Below are 15,634 nucleotides of genomic sequence, written 5' to 3' on the forward strand. Positions count from 1 at the left end.
GCGTTCATCGGGGTCCGCGCCGTCCCGGATCACTCGAACTGTATGCCCGATTCCTTGACCAGCGGCGCCCAGAAGGCCTGCTCCTTCCGTACCCGTTCCGCCAGCTGCGCATGGTCCATGGGTTTCACCACCAGGCCATTTTCCTGCAGCTTCTTCGCCAGGCCCGGATCCCGCGCCGCCTTGAGGAACACTTTTTCCAGCGCCGCCGCCGTCTTGTCGGGCAGGCCGGCGGGCGCGAAGATCGCGTAGAAACTGGTCGCCGCCTCGAACTGCGGATACCCCTGCTCCTTCGCCGTCGGCACGCCAGGCAGGGATGCCAGGCGCTCCGACCCGCTCAATCCCAGGAATTTGATCTTGCCGCCCTGGTACAAGGGCACCATGCTGGCGGCGGCGTCCCAACCCATGGAAACGCGCGAGCTGACCACATCCACCAACATGGGGGACGCGCCCTTGTAGACCACCGGGGCAAAATCCACGCCGATGGCCTTGCCGAGCGCGATGGCCCCCAACTGCCCAGAACTGCCCTGCGCGGCCAGGCCTATCGTCGCGCTGTTGGCATGCTCCTTCGCCCAGGCCACGAATTCCTTCATGTTGCCATAGGGCTGGTCGACGCCGGTGACGATGGCGGTCGGGATGTCCACCAGCAGCGCGATCGGGCGGAAGTCCTTCTGGGTGTCGTAGCCGAGATTCTTGTAGGTGTAGGGATAGATCGTGAACGCCGGCGATGTCGCCAGCAGCAGCGTCAGGCCGTCGGGCGCGGCGCGCTGCACATAGCTGTTGGCGATGCGGGTGGACGCGCCCGGACGGTTGTCGACGATGACTTCCTTCACGCCTTCCCGGGACAACTGCTCGGCGAAGGTCCGCGCCGTCAAGTCCGCGGCGCCGCCTGGCGCGAAGCCGACCACGATCTTGATCAAGCCCTTGGGCAGGTCCTTCGGCGCATCCTGGGCCTGCGCGCGCAGCGCCGGCACCGCCAGCGCCGCGCCCAACAGGATCAGGCTTGCGAAATGCCACTGCTTCGTCATGCCAACTCGCCTATGTACCTCCCCTTGGAGGCCCTTTGATAAAACCTGGAATTTCGGAACTTTGATTTCCCCTTGGAGGCCCGTATTCCCGTTTTCTGGGATACTACGGACGCCTTAATTGTATCTACATAGGTACTTACCCCCAGTAGTCGTCCCACTAGTCGTCCCAGTAATCGTCGAATCGGGCGCCGAAAACGAGGAATCCATGAGCGATCTGAGCTATCTATCCGCCGTCGAACTGGCCAGGCTGATCGAAGGGAAACGCCTTTCCCCCGTCGAATTGACCCGGGCCATGCTGGATCGGGCCGAGCGCTTGCAACCGACGCTGAACTGCTTCATTACGCTCTGCGGCGATGCAGCCCTCGACGCGGCGAGGATCGCCGAACAGGAAATCATGGCGGGACGCTACCGCGGCCCCTTGCACGGCCTTCCTTACGGCGCCAAGGACCTGGTCGATACCGCCGGCGTGCGCACGACGTACGGCACGGTGATGTACAGGGACCACGTGCCCCAGCAGGACGCCGCGGCGGTCGCGCGGCTGAAGCAGGCCGGCGCGATTCTCATCGGCAAGACCACCACGCCGGAGTTCGGCAGCCAGTGCATCACGCGGTCGCCCCTGTTCGGCGATACGCGCAATGCCTGGAGCGCCGCGCACTCCAGCGGCGGATCGAGCGGCGGCGCGGCTGTCGCCGTGGCGGCGGGCATCGGCGCCATTGGAATCGCGACGGATGGCGGAGGATCGACCCGCATCCCCGCCGCCGTCAATGGCGTGGTGGGCCTGAAGCAAAGCCTGGGCGTGGTTCCGCACAGCCAGGCACAGGACACGTATGGCAACCAGACCTACGTGACGCCGATTTCCCGCACGGTCATGGATACCGTGCTGATGCTGGACGCCATGGCCGGCGGGCATGCCTGCGATCCCTGGTCCATGGCGCGCGGCGCGGCGCCGGTCTGGGACGAGGAGACGGTGGCATCATTCCGAGGCCGCACGGTCAAGTTCTGCCTGGCGCCCCGTGGCAAGCTGGTCGAGCCGTCGGTGCAGCAGGCCTTCACGGCGGCGCTGAAGACCATCGAGGACGCGGGCGCACGGGTCCTACCCTTCGACGCGGGCGAGGAGTTCGACGTCGAACCCATCTGGCGCACGGTCAACCACACCGTGTGGCGCTCTCGGTTCGGCAAGCTGGTGCGGGAGCGGCCGTCCGATTTCAGCGCTACCTTCATACGCCAGATCGAATCCGCGCAGCACTTCACGGCCGCGGACTACCAGGAAGCCATGTTCGGCCGCACGCGACTGTTCCGCCACGTCGAGGGCCTGCTGGCCGACGCCGACATCCTGGTCACGCCCACCTTGCTGCGTCCCGCCCTGCCCCTGGACCAGGACCTGTACGATCCTATCGAGATCGCCGGCCAGCGCATCGAAGGGATACGCGCCAACTGGTTCCCCTGGACCATGCCTTTCAACATGACGGGACATCCCGCCATCAGCCTGCCCAACGGCTTCGACGCCGCCGGACTTCCCATAGGGCTGCAGTTCATCGGATCGCTGGGCGCGGACAAGACGCTGTTGAAGCTGGCACTGGCGTTCGAGGTGTTGACGCCCGAACACTACCAGCAGCCGATCGCCTGAAACGGCCAGGGGGCATGGGCCCGCCTTTCAACCTTACCAAGCAAAAAGGGAGGCCGCGTGAACGGCCTCCCCTCCCTTGCCCGGGCCCGCGAGATGCGCGATCCCGCGGGCCCGGCCCGATACCCTGCGGGTATCAGTCGTCCTGGTGCATGCCGGTGGCCTTCACCACCGCGCCCAGGCGCGCGCGCTCTTCATCGCAGAACTTCACGAAGTCGGCACGCGTGCCGCCGACCGGCTCGATGCCCTGCTCGGTGAAGCGCTTGACGTTGACGGGGTCCTTCATCGCGGCGTCGACGCCGGCGGCGACACGGTCCAGGATGGCGTCCGGCACGCCCTTGGGCGCGTGCACGCCGGCCCAGTGCGCGATCTTGATGTCGGGGAAGCCCTGCTCGGCGGCCGTCGACAACTCCGGGTAGGCCTTGATGCGTTCGGACCACGTGCAGGCCAGCGCCTTCAGCTTGCCGCCCTTGACCATGGGCAGCACCACGATGCTGGCTTCCGACGTCGCGTCGACCTGGCCACCGATCACGGCGGACACCGATTCGCCACCGCTCTTGTAGGGCACCAGGTCCAGCTTGGCGCCGTAGTTGGTGGTCAGGATGCCTTCGACGAAGTGCGGCGTGCTGCCCGTGCCGGCGGTCGAGAAGTGCAAGCCCGAGCCCTTCTTGGAGCCTTCGACGAATTCCTTCAGGTTGTTGTACGGCGAGTTCGCCGGGGCCACCACCACGGACGGCGCCAGGCCCACCATGGCCACCGGGACCAGGTCGCTGTCCTTGTAGTGGACCTTGCGGATCATGCTGTTCGAGATCACGCCGGCGGCGCTGATCAGGAACGTGTAGCCGTCCGGCTCGGCGCGCGCGACGTAGTCGGTGCCGATCACGGCGCCGGCGCCCGGCTTGTTCTCGACGATGACGCTGACGCCCAGCGACTTCGCGATGCCTTCCGCGGCCGCACGGCCCAGCAGGTCGTTGGCGCCGCCGGGGGCGAACGGCACGATGACGCGGATGGGCTTGGACGGCCACTTGTCGTCCGCGAAAGCGATCTTGGGAGCCACGGCGATCGACGCCAGACCGAAGGCGGCCGTGTTGAAACGGCGACGGGTAATGTTCAAGGTTTTCTCCTGATACCTATTCATTGATGTATCGCCCATGTGATCCGCTCTTGTCCTTCCGATGAGAACGCCCCCACGTTCTGTATCCACCGGCGGCTGTTTTACTGCGACACAGGGCTGCGGACAGAATAGTAAGCGCATTGGAAGTTTTTTGCTTAAACCCGGGAATTAGGGACCTATTCGCCGGGTTTGCGCGCCATCCTCATCCGTTCGGAGACTTTTCCTTCATTTACCTTTCAATATCGGACCCCGGCATCCCGCCCCGCCGAGGCCGCCTGCGCCAGCGCCCGGGTAATGATGCTGGTCGACACGTTGGCGAAGTAGCGCGCCCCCCAGGCGCCGTACTTCTCCTCGTCGGCTGGCGTCAACGCGATGATGCCGGGGCATTTCCCCGCATCGGCGATGGCCTTCAACCCCCGCTCGATGGCGTGCTGCACCGGCTGCGCGTTCCAGTCGCTGCCATGGCCCATGGCATGCGCCAGGTCGTTGGGACCGATGAATACCGCGTCCACGCCGTCCACCGCCGCGATGGCGTCGGCCGCGGCAATCGCCTCCGGCGTCTCTATCATGGCGATGAAGGCGATGCCGTCGTTGCTGCGCTGCGTGTGCGCGGCGCCGCCGAAGGCGCCATAGCCCGCGGCGCGCGTGCTGAATGCGCTGCCGCGGCCTCCCAGGGGCGGATAGCGGGTCATGTCCGCCAACCGCCGGGCATGTTCCGCGCTCTGCACCATCGGCACCTGCACCGCGCTGGCGCCCATGTCCAGGATGCGCGGAAGATCGTGCTCGAAGCAGCGCACCACCGGCACGATGCCCGACGCCCGCGCCGCCCGCAGCATGTGCTCGGTGACGTCCAGGTCGGCGCTGCCGTGCTCGTTGTCCAGGATCACGAAGTCAAAGCCGGCATAGGCGCACATTTCGACAATGGCCGGGCTGGGCAGGCCGTTGAACAGCCCGCGCAAGGGCTTGCCGCCGCGCAGCATGTCGGGCAGGCGGCCATCGATGGGAAAGCGGGTATCGGTCATGCATGTCTCCTTGTTGTGGCTGCCACCGTGGCGTGATGGAACAAGGCGCCGCGCGGGCGCAACGGCCATTCCGCCATTCCGCGGGGCTATCGCCGGTAGCTCGTCCTGTCAGTGGCAGGCTCGGCCGTCAGTCCGCCTGGATTCCGGCATCCTTGATCACCTTGCCCCACTTTTCGATCTCGCTGCGTTGAAACGCCGAGAAGTCCGCCGGGCCGCGCCCATCCGGCGCGACGCCCAGCATCGTCAATTTAGCGCGAACCTCGGGCGTGGCTACGGCGGCTGCGATTTCCCGCGCCAGCCGGTCCACGACGGGCGCGGGTGTGCCGGCAGGCGCGAAGATGCCCTGCCAGGACTGCATTTCGAAACCCGGCAGGCCCAGCTCCGCCAAGGGCCTGGCCTGCGGCAGGTCGGCCAGCGGCTTCGCGGACGTGACGCCCAGCACCTTCACCTTGCCGGCATCGATCATGGGACGTTCCGCAGCGACCGTATCGAAGACCATGTCGATCTGGCCGCCGATCAGGTCGATCATGGATTGCGAACCGCCCTTGTAGACGATCTGCCGCAGGCGGGTGCCCGAGATCGACTGGAACAGCTGGCCCGACAGGTGCTGCGACGTGCCCGGACCGGCGGTGCCATACGTCAGGGTGTCCGGCTTGGCCCGGGCCGCGTCGATCACCGCCTGCACCGTGTCGTAGGGACTGTTCGCGCGCACCACCAGCGCGTTGCTGACCATGCCCACCAGCGCGACAGGGGCGAAGTCCTTGACCGGGTCATACCCCAGTGACTTGACGAAGAAGGGATTGACCGCGTGCGTCGTGATCGTGCCGCCGACGATGGTGTAGCCGTCGGGCTCGGCGCGGGCGGCCAGCTGCGTGCCGACGATGCCGGATACGCCGGGCTTGTTCTCGACGATGACGGACTGGCCCAGGCGCGCGGTCAGTTGCTCGGCGATCAGCCGCGCCACGCCATCGGATACGCCGCCGGGGGAGAACGGCACGATGTAGCGGATGGTGTGCGTCGGCCAGGCGCCCTTGGCGCCGGCGGCATGCGCGGACGTGGCGACGACGCCCAGCGTGGACCCGAGCGCGGCCGTCACGGCCAGCGCGCCTACTAGTTTGCGATACATGGATAGTCTCCTGCGAATCTCGATGCGGGCGGATATGACGCCCGCGTGTTCATGTTGATGTGCTTTCCCGCGACCGCACCGTCGCGCGCTCCACCAGCACGCATGGCACGACGATGTCGCGCGGCCGCAGCTCGGCCTGCATCTGCTCCCGCAGCAATCCGACGGTGGCGTCGACCATGGGCTCCAACTGCTGCCGCACGGTGGTCAGCCGATAGGCGCCCCAGGCGGCCTGCGGCACGTCGTCGAAACCGACCACGCCCACGTCTTCGGGCACGCGCAGCTTCAGCTCCAGCCGCAGGACGTCCAGCGCGGCGATGGCCATGTGATCGTTGGCTGCGAAGACGGCGTCGATATCGCCCTGCGCGAACAGGCGGCGCGTGGCCGCCTGCGCCTGGTCGAAGTCGTAATGTCCCGCCTCGCGCCGGTGCAGGTCGTGACCCAGCGCGCGCAATTCCTCGCGGAAACCGCGCTCCCGCTCGATACTGGTCGACGAGTCCTCCAGTCCCGCCAGGAAACCGAAGCGGCGGTAGCCGCGCGCCACCAGCAGGCGCGCCGCCAGGCGACCGCCGGCCGGGTTGTCCGACGTGACGGAGCTGCTGGCGTGGCGCGCCAGCCCGCCCAGCATGGATAGCCGGTTGAACTGCAGCACGGGCACGCCCACTTCAGCGCAACTGCGCGCGATGTTGGGCGACAGCATGGCCGACGCCATCACGATGCCATCGACCTGGTATTGCAGGATCTCCGCCAGCACGCCATCGGCCGCCTCGTCCACCTCGGCGATGAACATCAGGACGTGGTAGCCCTCTTTCTGCAGCTTCTGCGAAAGCTTCTCGATGACCAGCGGGTAGAACTGGTTCTCCAGATAGCTCATCACCAGCGCCACGATGCGGCTGCGGCGCGTGATCAGGCTGCGCGCCAGCGCGTTGGGGCGATAGCCCAGCTTCTGCGCGGCCGCCAGCACCTTGCGCCGGGTCTGCTCCGACACGCTGGCGCCGGGGGTGAAGGTGCGGCTGACGGCGGACTGCGACACCTTGGCGAGGTCCGCCACGTCCTGCGCGCGCGGCGAGGTCCTCATGCGGCGGTCCATCCCGCGTCCAGCATCAGGGCGCTGCCCGTCACCAGGCTGGAGGCCTCGCTGGCAAGGAACACGATGGCCCCCATCACCTCTTCCAGCCGTCCGACCCGGCCCAGCGCGTTGCGCGCGCAGATCCAGTCCCGGAAGCCCGGCTGCGCCAACATGGGCGCCGTCATCGGCGTTTCGATGAAGGTGGGACAGATCGTGTTCACGCGAATACCCGCCGTGCCCACCTCCCAGGCCAGCGCCCGGGTCATGCCTTCCAGCGCGTGCTTGCTGGCGCAATACAGGGTGCGCCGGGGGCTGCCTACATGCCCCATCTGCGACGAGACATTGATGATGGACCCGCCCCGCCCTTCCCGCAGCAGACGCCGCACCGCCGCGCGGCTGGTACGGAAGGCTGCCTTGACGTTGAGATCCAGGACCGCGTCGATATCCTCGTCGGGCTGCTCGGCCAGGAGCTTGGGACGATTCATGCCGGCATTGTTCACCAGGATGTCATAGGCCTCGCCTTGCGCCATGACGCGGTCCACCGCCGCCGCATCCGTGACGTCAAGCACCTGGGCGTCGCACGCGATGTCTTCCGCCCGCAGCGCCACGCAGACCTCCTCCAGCTCGGCGCCGCGCCGGGCAGCCACCGTGACATGCGCGCCGGCGCGGCCCAGGGCGGCGGCAGCCGCAAGGCCGATGCCGCCGCTGCCGCCCGTCACCAGCGCGCGGCGACCCGCGAGGCCGAACCCCGGGGCCTTGGGCAAGGCGATCACGCCTGCGCTCCGGCGGCCACCGGCTGGTACCACGGCAGGTCCGGGCGCTCGCCGTAGCGGCGCACGCGGATGTTGGCCTGCTCGCCATGGCCGGCGAAGTTTTCCATGTGGCACAGGCGCGAGCAGTATTCGCCGATGGCCGCGCTGGCGGCGTCCGTCAGCACGCGCTGGTAGGTGCATGTCTTCAGGAACTTGCCCACCCACAGGCCGCCGGTATAGCGGGCGTTGCGGTTGGTCGGCAGCGTATGGTTGGTGCCGATCACCTTGTCGCCGAAGCTGACGTTGGTGCGCGGCCCCAGGAATAGCGCGCCGTAGTTGGTCATATTGCGCAGGAAGTAATCCGGGTCCCGCGTCATGACCTGCACGTGCTCGAAAGCGAGATCGTCGGCCACGCGCAGCATTTCCTCCGGCGTGTCACAAACGATGACCTCGCCGCAGTCGGCCCAGCTCCTGGCCGCGATTGCCGCGGTCGGCAGGCTGGCCAACTGACGTTCGACCTGGGCCAGCGTGTCCTGGGCCAGCTTCTCGCTATTGGTAAGCAGGATGGCCGGCGACGTCGGGCCGTGCTCGGCCTGCCCCAGCAGGTCCACCGCGCACAGTTCGCCGTCCACGCTGTCGTCGGCGATGACCAGGGTTTCCGTGGGACCGGCGAACAGGTCTATGCCCACGCGGCCATAGAGCTGGCGCTTGGCTTCCGCCACGAACATATTTCCCGGGCCCACAAGCATGTCCACCGGCGCGACGGTAGCCGTGCCGACCGCCATCGCGACGACGGCCTGGACGCCGCCCAGCACGAGGATTTCGTCGGCGCCGGCCATGTCCATGGCGGTCACGATGGCCGGATGCGGTTGGCCCTGGTAAGGCGGCGCGGTGGAGACGATGCGCTGCACGCCAGCCACCTTGGCGGTCAGCACGCTCATGTGCGCCGAGGCCAGCATGGGATATTTGCCGCCCGGGATGTAGCAGCCCACGGCATTCACCGGAATGTGCTTGTGGCCCAGCACCACGCCCGGATAGGTCTCCACCTCCACGTCCCGCATGGATGCGCGCTGGATCTGGGCGAAGTTGCGGATCTGGGCCTGCGCGAAGGCGATGTCCTCGATTTCGCGCGCCGACAGCTGCTTGCGCGCGGCGTCGATCTGGGCGCGGGACAGGCGGAAATCCGCGGGGTCCCATTGGTCGAATTTGCGGCTGTATTCCCGCACGGCGTCGTCGCCGCGGGTTTCGATGTCGCGGATGATGCCTTCGACGGTGGCGCGCACCTTGGCATCGTCTTCGGTCTTCACGGCGGCGGCGCGGCCGCGCTTGAGGTAGCGAATCATGGGTCTCCTGCCCTGCAAAAAGTCATCGAGAGGACTGCGTGATGGAAGGCAGTGTTGAATCCTTGCATACGTATGCAAATAAGTGGAAACCCTAGGAATCCGCACGGACCGGCGTGCGGCTCAGATATCGGTATCGTCGGCTATTTCGTCCTTGAGGCGCACGCCCGAACAACCTTCGGCGCGCATCCTGCCCGCCAGGTAGGCGATCTTCGTCGCCGCGTCGACCAGGGGCAGGCCCCGAGGGCGAATATTCGAGACGCAGTTCCGTTCCGCGTCCGTGCGGCCGACCCGTGGCATCCACGTCATGTAGGCGCCCAGCGAATCGGGCGACGTCAGGCCGGGGCGCTCTCCGACCAAAATGATCATGCATTTGACGTCCAGCGCCTCGCCGATGTCGTCGCCGGCGGCAACCCGGCCCTGCTCCAGGAGGACCAGGGGACCCAGCAACCAGTCTTGCCGCCTGAGCAATGGCGCCAGGTGGCCCAGCAAGGCGGTCGCATGATGTTGTCCCGCGGTGGCGGACAGCCCGTCCGCCACGGTGATGCAGAGATCCGCGCCGCGATGCCCGCACGAGAGCAGGCGCTCGCGCGATTCGTCGTCCAGCCGGCGTCCGAGGTCGGGGCGCAAGAGGTAGCGTTCCCGCTCCGCCGCCTCGGTGCGGCAATGAAGCACGGGCAGGCCCAAGGGCAGCAGGTCGGCGCGCAAGGCATCGATGTCCAGCGCGGCATGCACCGCGTCGCGCGCCCTCGCATGCGACATGCGGAAATCGAGCAAGGACTCGGTGGCCAGGGACGCCCCGGTTCGCGGCAGGCCGATGCGCGCCGCCGTCAGTTCCCGCAGCCGCCGCCACAGCGGGGCCGTGGTGGCCGTATCAGGCAGGTCCGCAGCCGGGTCCTTCGTATCATCTGTCGTCATCGTGCGCATCCTCACGGCAACAAGGCGGCGAAGGCCGGCGGCAGGGACGCCGGACGTATCCGGCCCTTCCCGTCGCACAGGCCCTGTTTCACCAGCCACGCTTCGAACTCCGGCGCGGGCCGCCGCCCCAGCAGTTCCCGCATGGCCAGCGCATCGTGAAACGATGTGCTCTGGTATCCCAGCATGATGTCGTCGGCGCCCGGCACGCCCATGACGAAATTCACGCCCGACGCCACCAGCAGCGTCAACAACGCGTCCATGTCGTCCTGGTCCGCTTCCGCGTGGTTCGTGTAGCAGACATCGCAGCCCATGGGCACGCCAAGCAGTTTGCCGCAGAACTGGTCTTCCAGGCCGGCCCGCGTAATCTGCTTGCCGTCGTAGAGATATTCCGGCCCGATGAAACCCACCACCGTATTCACCAGGAACGGCGAATAGGCGCGCGCCACCGCGTAGGCGCGCGCCTCCAGGGTCTGCTGGTCGACACCGTGATGCTGGCCCGCCGACAGCGCGCTGCCCTGCCCCGTCTCGAAATACATCACGTTGGTCCCTACCGTTCCGCGTTGCAGCGACAGCGCGGCCTCATGGGCCTCGGCCAGCAAGGCCAGGTCGATGCCGAAGCCGCGGTTCGCGCCTTCGGTGCCCGCGATCGACTGGAACAGCAGGTCGACCGGCGCGCCGCGTTCAACCAGCCTCATGCCCGTGGTCACATGCGTCAGGATGCAACTCTGCGTGGGAATATCCAGGCGCTCCCGCATGTCGTCCAGGCGGCACAGCAAATCCCTGGCCATGGCGGGACTGTCGGTGGCGGGGTTGATGCCTATCACGGCGTCGCCCGCCCCCAGCAGCAGGCCGTCGAGGATGCTCGCCGCGATGCCCCGCGCGTCGTCGGTGGGATGGTTGGGCTGCAGGCGCACGGATAGCCGTCCAGGCAAGCCCACCGTATTGCGGAAGCGGGTGACCACGCTGCACTTCGCGGCGACCAGCATCAAGTCCTGCAAGCGCATCAGCTTGCTCGCCGCCGCCACCATTTCGGGCGTCAGTCCGGGACGCAGCCGGGTCAGGGCCGCGGTATCCGTCGTATCGGCCAGCAGCCAGTCGCGAAACTCGCCGACCGTCATGTGGGACACGGGCGCGAACGCCTCGGCGTCGTGGGTGTCAAGGATCAGCCGGGTGACTTCATCCGTTTCGTAGGGCACCAGCGCAACATCCAGGAAGGTCCGCAGCGGCAGGTCGGCCAGCACATATTGCGCCGCCACGCGCTCCTCGCTGGAGCGGGCGGCGACGCCCGCCAGGACATCGCCGCTACGCAGCGGCGTGGCGCGTGCCATGACGTCCTTCAGCCCGTCGAACACATGGCGTACAGTTCCTATGGTCGTCGCGTACACGGTTCACCCTTCCCCTTCCTGGAGTCCGCTGCCATCTTACTCCGCGTACCAGCCGGTAATCGTCTCCTGGTAATCACCCCCCTGGTACTCGCGTTCCCGCTGGTCGGCTATCCTTCCACGGTCCGCCGGGTCCGGCGTACGCACCGCCCATTCCCCCCAACCCGGAGCCCCGCCCATGGAACAGCCACAGCCTCCCGCCATCGCTGCGAGCAGCGAAAACCTGTCGCGCACGCAGGTGGTGGACAAGCCCATGGTCGAAAGCCGCGGCGGCATCGTCGCCGCGCAAAGTCGCCGCGCGGCCCTGGCGGGCGTGGCGGTGCTCGACGCGGGGGGCGATGCCGTCGACGCCGCCGTCGCCACCTCGTTCGCGCTGGGCGTGGCCGAGCCCTGGATGAGCGGCGCGGGGGGCGGCGGGGCCATGGTCGTCTGGCGCGCCGACGAGCAGCGCGCCTACGCCATCGACTTCGGCCTGCACGCCCCCGCCGGCCTCGACCCCGCCGCTTACCCGCTGGCGCCCGAAGCACCCCGCAGCGAGTTCTTCGGCTGGCCGGCGGTGCGGGACGACCTCAACCTGCGCGGCCCCAAGGCCATCGCGGTGCCTGGCACCGTCGCCGGCATGGGCCTGGCGCATGACCGCTACGGCAGGCTGCCTTGGCGCGACGTCCTGGCGCCGGCCGTCGACATGGCCAGGCAGGGCTTGCTGGTCGACTGGTACGCCGGGCTGCTGATCGCCTCCTGCGCGCGCGACCTGGCCCAGGATCCCCACGCGGCGGCCATGTTTCTCGACGACGGGCAATGGCCCATCGTGGGCGGATGGACCGCCCTTGCGGAACGGCGCCTGGACCAGGGCCCGTTGGCGCGGACCTTGGAGCACCTGGCCAGCCACGGCGCGGCGGCGTTCTACACCGGCGACATCGCCGAGGCCCTGGCGCGCGACATCCAGGACAAGGGGGGCTACCTGAGCAGCCAGGACCTGCGCCATTACGCCGCCAGGATGGAAGCGCCCCTGACCATCCCCTATCGCGGCGCCCGCATCCATGCGGCGCCGGGATACACCGCCGGCCCCAGCCTGAAGGTGGCGCTGGATGACCTGCAAGCCGCGCTGGACGCGCCGGCCGCCGGCCGCGACCTCCCTGGGCCACAGGCCTATGTCGCCATGGCACGCGCGCTGGACCGGTCGTTCAAGCAGCGGCTGGCGAGGATGGGCGACCTCGACGCGCCCAAGGCGCCCGCTTGCACCAGTCATTTCTCCGTGGTCGACCGTCACGGCAACATGTGCGCCGTCACGCAGACGCTGCTCTCCGCCTTCGGCGCCAAGGTAGTATCGCCATCGACCGGTCTGCTGATGAACAACGGCATCATGTGGTTCGATCCGGAACCCGGCCGTCCCAACTCGCTGGCGCCCGGCAAGAAATGCCTGATGAACGTGTGCCCGGTGGTGGGAGAAACCGCGGCGGGCGACCGCTACGCCCTGGGCGCGTCCGGCGGACGCAAGATCATGGGCGCGGTGCTGCAACTGTCGGTCTTTCTCAACGACTACGGCCTGACGCTGGAAGACGCCTTCCGGCAGCCGCGCATGGACATGAGCGGCAGCGGCACCGTCATCGCCAACAGCAGGTTGCCGGCGGCGGTGATCGATGCGCTGGGCGCGGCCTTTCCCACGGTGCGGACGCAGGCGACGCTCTATCCCTACGCCTATGCGTTCCCCTCGGCCGTCATGGCCAGCGGGGACCGGCATTTCGGCGCGACGGAAGTCACCTCTCCGTGGTCGGACGCCATAGGCCAGCAAGAATGACCGCGATCGCTGCCCCGCTCGCCGAGACCATCGTCGGCGACCATCCCTCCATCGTCGCCCTGCGCGACCTGGTCCTGCGCGTGGCCCGCAGCCGCGCCAGCACGGTGCTGATCTACGGCGAGACCGGCACGGGCAAGGGCGTGGTGGCGCGCGCCCTGCACGACCACTCGGCGCGCGCGGGCAAGGACTTCACCGAGATCAACTGCGCGGCCATTCCCGGCAACCTGCTCGAATCCGAACTGTTCGGCCATGAACGGGGAGCCTTTACCGGCGCCGTCGCGCGCAAGACCGGCCTGCTGGAAACGGCCAACGGCGGCAGTGTCTTCCTGGACGAGGTGCGCGAACTGGAACCCATGATGCAGGCCAAGATCCTGACGCTGCTGGACAGCCGCCGCTTCCGCCGCATCGGCGCGGTACGGGAAGTTTCCACCGACGTGCGCGTCATCGCCGCCACCAACAAGATCCTGCTGGGCGAGGTCCACGCCGGAAAATTCCGCGACGACCTTTACTACCGGCTGCAAGTGGTGTCGATCAACCTGCCGCCCTTGCGCGAGCGCGGCGAGGACGTGTTCGTGCTGGCCGAACGCTTCCTGGACCGCTACGGCCGCATGCACGCCAGCGGATTCAGGCGCCTGGCGCCAGACGTCGAGAACGTCTTTCGCCGCTATGCCTGGCCGGGCAATGTGCGCGAACTGGGCAACCTGCTCGAACGCATCTGCATCCTGGAGAACGGCGACACGGTCGGCATGGAGCACCTGCCCGCGCGCATCGTGCGCGACGCCATGCCCGACGCCGAAGCGGCTTCGGCCGGGATGGCGGCCTCCGTCGCCGAAGCGGGACCGGCCGCCATGCCCGGCACGATCGCGGCGCAGGCCGCGCCCGCAACGCCATTCGACGCGGCGCACGGGGACTATGCCGCCCGCACGGCGGCCTTCCAGGCCGGCATGATTGCGGCCGCCCTCGCGGCGACGGCGGGCAACCTGGGCTCGGCCGCCGCCCTGCTGGGCCTCTCGCGCCATGCACTGCGCCACCAGATGGCCAGGCTGGGCATGGGCAAGACCGCTACTCCACCGTGATGTGGTGGCTGCGCGCCAGGTCGCGCCACTGGGCATAGTCCCTGGAGACCCGTTCGCCGAACTCGGCGCTGGTCAGGCTTTCCGGAACGGTGCCGTCCATGTCCAGCAGCGCCGTGGTCTGCCGCGTGCGGGAAATGCGGTTGATGGCCTTGTTGTAGCGGTCCACCAGGTCCTGCGGCGTGCCCGCGGGCGCGAAGACGCCTACCCAGATATCGATGGCGAACCCGGGAACGACGCTGGACGCGGGCGGCAGCTTGGGAAACGCCGGGCTGGCGTCCTTGGCCGTGGTCGCCACCAGCTTGATCTTGCCGCCCTGCTCCAGCGACGCCAGCGAGCTGTAGTTGGCCAGCATCACATCGATCTGCCCGCCCGCCAGGTCGGAAGCCGCGTTGGCGGCGCCCTTGTACGGCACGTGCGTCATGGATACCTTCGCGGCATCGTCCATCATCACGGTCGCCAGGTGCGCCAGCGACCCGATGCCCGCCGTGCCGTAGTTCAACGTATCCGGCTTGCCGCGGGCCTGGTCGAGCAGGCTCTTGAGGTCGCCATAAGGCGCCAGCCCCGACACCGCCACCACCAGCGGCCCTTGCCCCACCATGGCCACCGGCGCGAAGCTCTTGACCGGGTCGTAGGGCATTTGAGGCTGGGTGGCGGCGGACGTCAGGAACGTGGACGAGGTCAGCAGCAGCGTCGTACCGTCCTTGGGCGACTTCGCCACGTATTCGGACCCGATGATGCCCGCCGCGCCGGCGCGGTTCTCCACGATGACGACGGCCTTCAACTCATCGCCCAGTTGCGACGCGATGGCGCGCGCGATGGCGTCGTTGCTGGCGCCGGCGGAGAACGGCACCACGATCTTGATCTGCTTGGGCACGGCCGTCTGCGCGCCGGCGGGCGACGCCAGTGCCCAGGCGGCCAGCGCCAGGCCGGACAGGATGCGTTTCATGTTGATTCCCCTTGCTTGAAACGGGGGCCGAGGCCCCATGGATGGTAGATGGCGGGACCCGGGGCCGCGCTTTGCGTAGGCGTATGCCGGGCCCGCACGGCGGTCTACGACGACACAGGCAAATTCACGGGCACGTCCAGCAGCGGCGCGTACTGCTGGGCGCCGAAGATATCGCCATCGCCCGCCGACCCGCTGGGCCGCAGACGATAGACGGTGAACTTGATCGCCAGTCCGGGATCGTATTCCACGAAATCGGAAATCCGCTCCTGCGCGATGCGGTAGAGCGCCGCCACGCTATCCCGCGTGAGGGCGCGCGAGCGCTTCACCGCCTCGTAGGTGGCGCGGTCGCGGAAAATGATGTCGAAGGTGATCTTGTTCACCCCGGCATTCTTGCTGCGTATGGTCTTGGCGAGTTCGCTGAGTTTCTTCGTGGTCATGGCGCGGC

General features: G+C 67.9%; 14 protein-coding genes. 3 read left to right on the forward strand and 11 right to left on the reverse strand.

What is annotated here, in order from left to right; translation table 11 throughout:
- Positions 1-29 precede the first annotated feature (29 nt).
- Complete coding sequence (locus C7R54_RS00475; RefSeq protein WP_129148238.1) at positions 30-1,025, reverse strand: Bug family tripartite tricarboxylate transporter substrate binding protein; 996 nt, start codon at positions 1,023-1,025, stop codon at positions 30-32.
- 205 nt (positions 1,026-1,230) lie between these two features.
- On the opposite strand from C7R54_RS00475, the gene C7R54_RS00480 reads away from it, so the two are divergent.
- Positions 1,231-2,652, forward strand: coding sequence for an amidase (locus C7R54_RS00480; RefSeq protein ID WP_129148239.1), 1,422 nt, complete (start codon positions 1,231-1,233; stop codon positions 2,650-2,652).
- Positions 2,653-2,785: 133 nt separating this feature from the next.
- Here the strand turns inward: C7R54_RS00480 and C7R54_RS00485 are convergent, their stop codons facing one another.
- The 8 genes from C7R54_RS00485 to C7R54_RS00520 all read right to left on the reverse strand — a co-directional run bounded on the left by C7R54_RS00485 (position 2,786) and on the right by C7R54_RS00520 (position 11,372).
- Positions 2,786-3,721 (reverse strand): tripartite tricarboxylate transporter substrate binding protein, encoded by a 936-nt coding sequence (locus C7R54_RS00485; protein ID WP_240039391.1) that lies wholly within the window; start codon positions 3,719-3,721, stop codon positions 2,786-2,788.
- A gap of 278 nt (positions 3,722-3,999) precedes the next feature.
- On the reverse strand, positions 4,000-4,785 hold the full coding sequence (locus C7R54_RS00490) for an HpcH/HpaI aldolase family protein (RefSeq protein ID WP_129148241.1): 786 nt from the start codon (positions 4,783-4,785) through the stop codon (positions 4,000-4,002).
- A gap of 127 nt (positions 4,786-4,912) precedes the next feature.
- The gene (locus C7R54_RS00495) at positions 4,913-5,911 is read right to left on the reverse strand and encodes a Bug family tripartite tricarboxylate transporter substrate binding protein (protein WP_129148242.1); all 999 of its coding nucleotides are present in this window, start codon (positions 5,909-5,911) and stop codon (positions 4,913-4,915) included.
- 49 nt (positions 5,912-5,960) lie between these two features.
- Positions 5,961-6,986, reverse strand: a complete 1,026-nt coding sequence (locus C7R54_RS00500) for a LacI family DNA-binding transcriptional regulator (protein ID WP_129148243.1) — start codon at positions 6,984-6,986, stop codon at positions 5,961-5,963.
- Positions 6,983-7,750: an SDR family NAD(P)-dependent oxidoreductase gene (locus tag C7R54_RS00505; protein WP_129148244.1), complete on the reverse strand. Its 768-nt coding sequence runs from the start codon at positions 7,748-7,750 to the stop codon at positions 6,983-6,985. Before C7R54_RS00505 ends, C7R54_RS00500 begins: the two co-directional genes overlap by 4 nt.
- On the reverse strand, positions 7,747-9,072 hold the full coding sequence (gene hisD, locus C7R54_RS00510) for a histidinol dehydrogenase (RefSeq protein WP_129148245.1): 1,326 nt from the start codon (positions 9,070-9,072) through the stop codon (positions 7,747-7,749). The genes C7R54_RS00505 and hisD overlap by 4 nt, the downstream gene beginning before the upstream one ends.
- A 120-nt stretch (positions 9,073-9,192) precedes the next feature.
- Positions 9,193-9,987 (reverse strand): ethanolamine ammonia-lyase subunit EutC, encoded by a 795-nt coding sequence (eutC, locus tag C7R54_RS00515; protein ID WP_129148246.1) that lies wholly within the window; start codon positions 9,985-9,987, stop codon positions 9,193-9,195.
- Positions 9,988-9,998: 11 nt separating this feature from the next.
- Positions 9,999-11,372 (reverse strand): ethanolamine ammonia-lyase subunit EutB, encoded by a 1,374-nt coding sequence (locus C7R54_RS00520; RefSeq protein WP_129148247.1) that lies wholly within the window; start codon positions 11,370-11,372, stop codon positions 9,999-10,001.
- Positions 11,373-11,547: 175 nt separating this feature from the next.
- Here C7R54_RS00520 and C7R54_RS00525 point away from each other — a divergent pair, with 175 nt between their 5' ends.
- Both C7R54_RS00525 and C7R54_RS00530 read left to right on the forward strand, forming a co-directional pair.
- On the forward strand, positions 11,548-13,167 hold the full coding sequence (locus tag C7R54_RS00525) for a gamma-glutamyltransferase (RefSeq protein ID WP_129148248.1): 1,620 nt from the start codon (positions 11,548-11,550) through the stop codon (positions 13,165-13,167).
- Complete coding sequence (locus tag C7R54_RS00530) at positions 13,164-14,243, forward strand: sigma 54-interacting transcriptional regulator (protein ID WP_129148249.1); 1,080 nt, start codon at positions 13,164-13,166, stop codon at positions 14,241-14,243. The genes C7R54_RS00525 and C7R54_RS00530 overlap by 4 nt, the downstream gene beginning before the upstream one ends.
- Here C7R54_RS00530 and C7R54_RS00535 read toward each other — a convergent pair.
- Together C7R54_RS00535 and C7R54_RS00540 are read right to left on the reverse strand one after the other, a co-directional pair.
- Positions 14,230-15,189 carry a tripartite tricarboxylate transporter substrate-binding protein gene (locus tag C7R54_RS00535; protein ID WP_129148250.1) on the reverse strand — a complete coding sequence of 320 codons (960 nt, stop codon included), beginning with the start codon at positions 15,187-15,189 and terminating at the stop codon, positions 14,230-14,232. The two genes, C7R54_RS00530 and C7R54_RS00535, sit on opposite strands and share 14 nt — an antisense overlap.
- 104 nt (positions 15,190-15,293) lie before the next feature.
- Positions 15,294-15,626 (reverse strand): DUF4387 domain-containing protein, encoded by a 333-nt coding sequence (locus tag C7R54_RS00540; RefSeq protein WP_129148251.1) that lies wholly within the window; start codon positions 15,624-15,626, stop codon positions 15,294-15,296.
- Between the last annotated feature and the right edge of the window lie 8 nt (positions 15,627-15,634).

The sequence above is a fragment of the Achromobacter aloeverae genome, assembly GCF_004121055.1.
GTDB lineage: Bacteria > Pseudomonadota > Gammaproteobacteria > Burkholderiales > Burkholderiaceae_B > Bordetella_C > Bordetella_C aloeverae.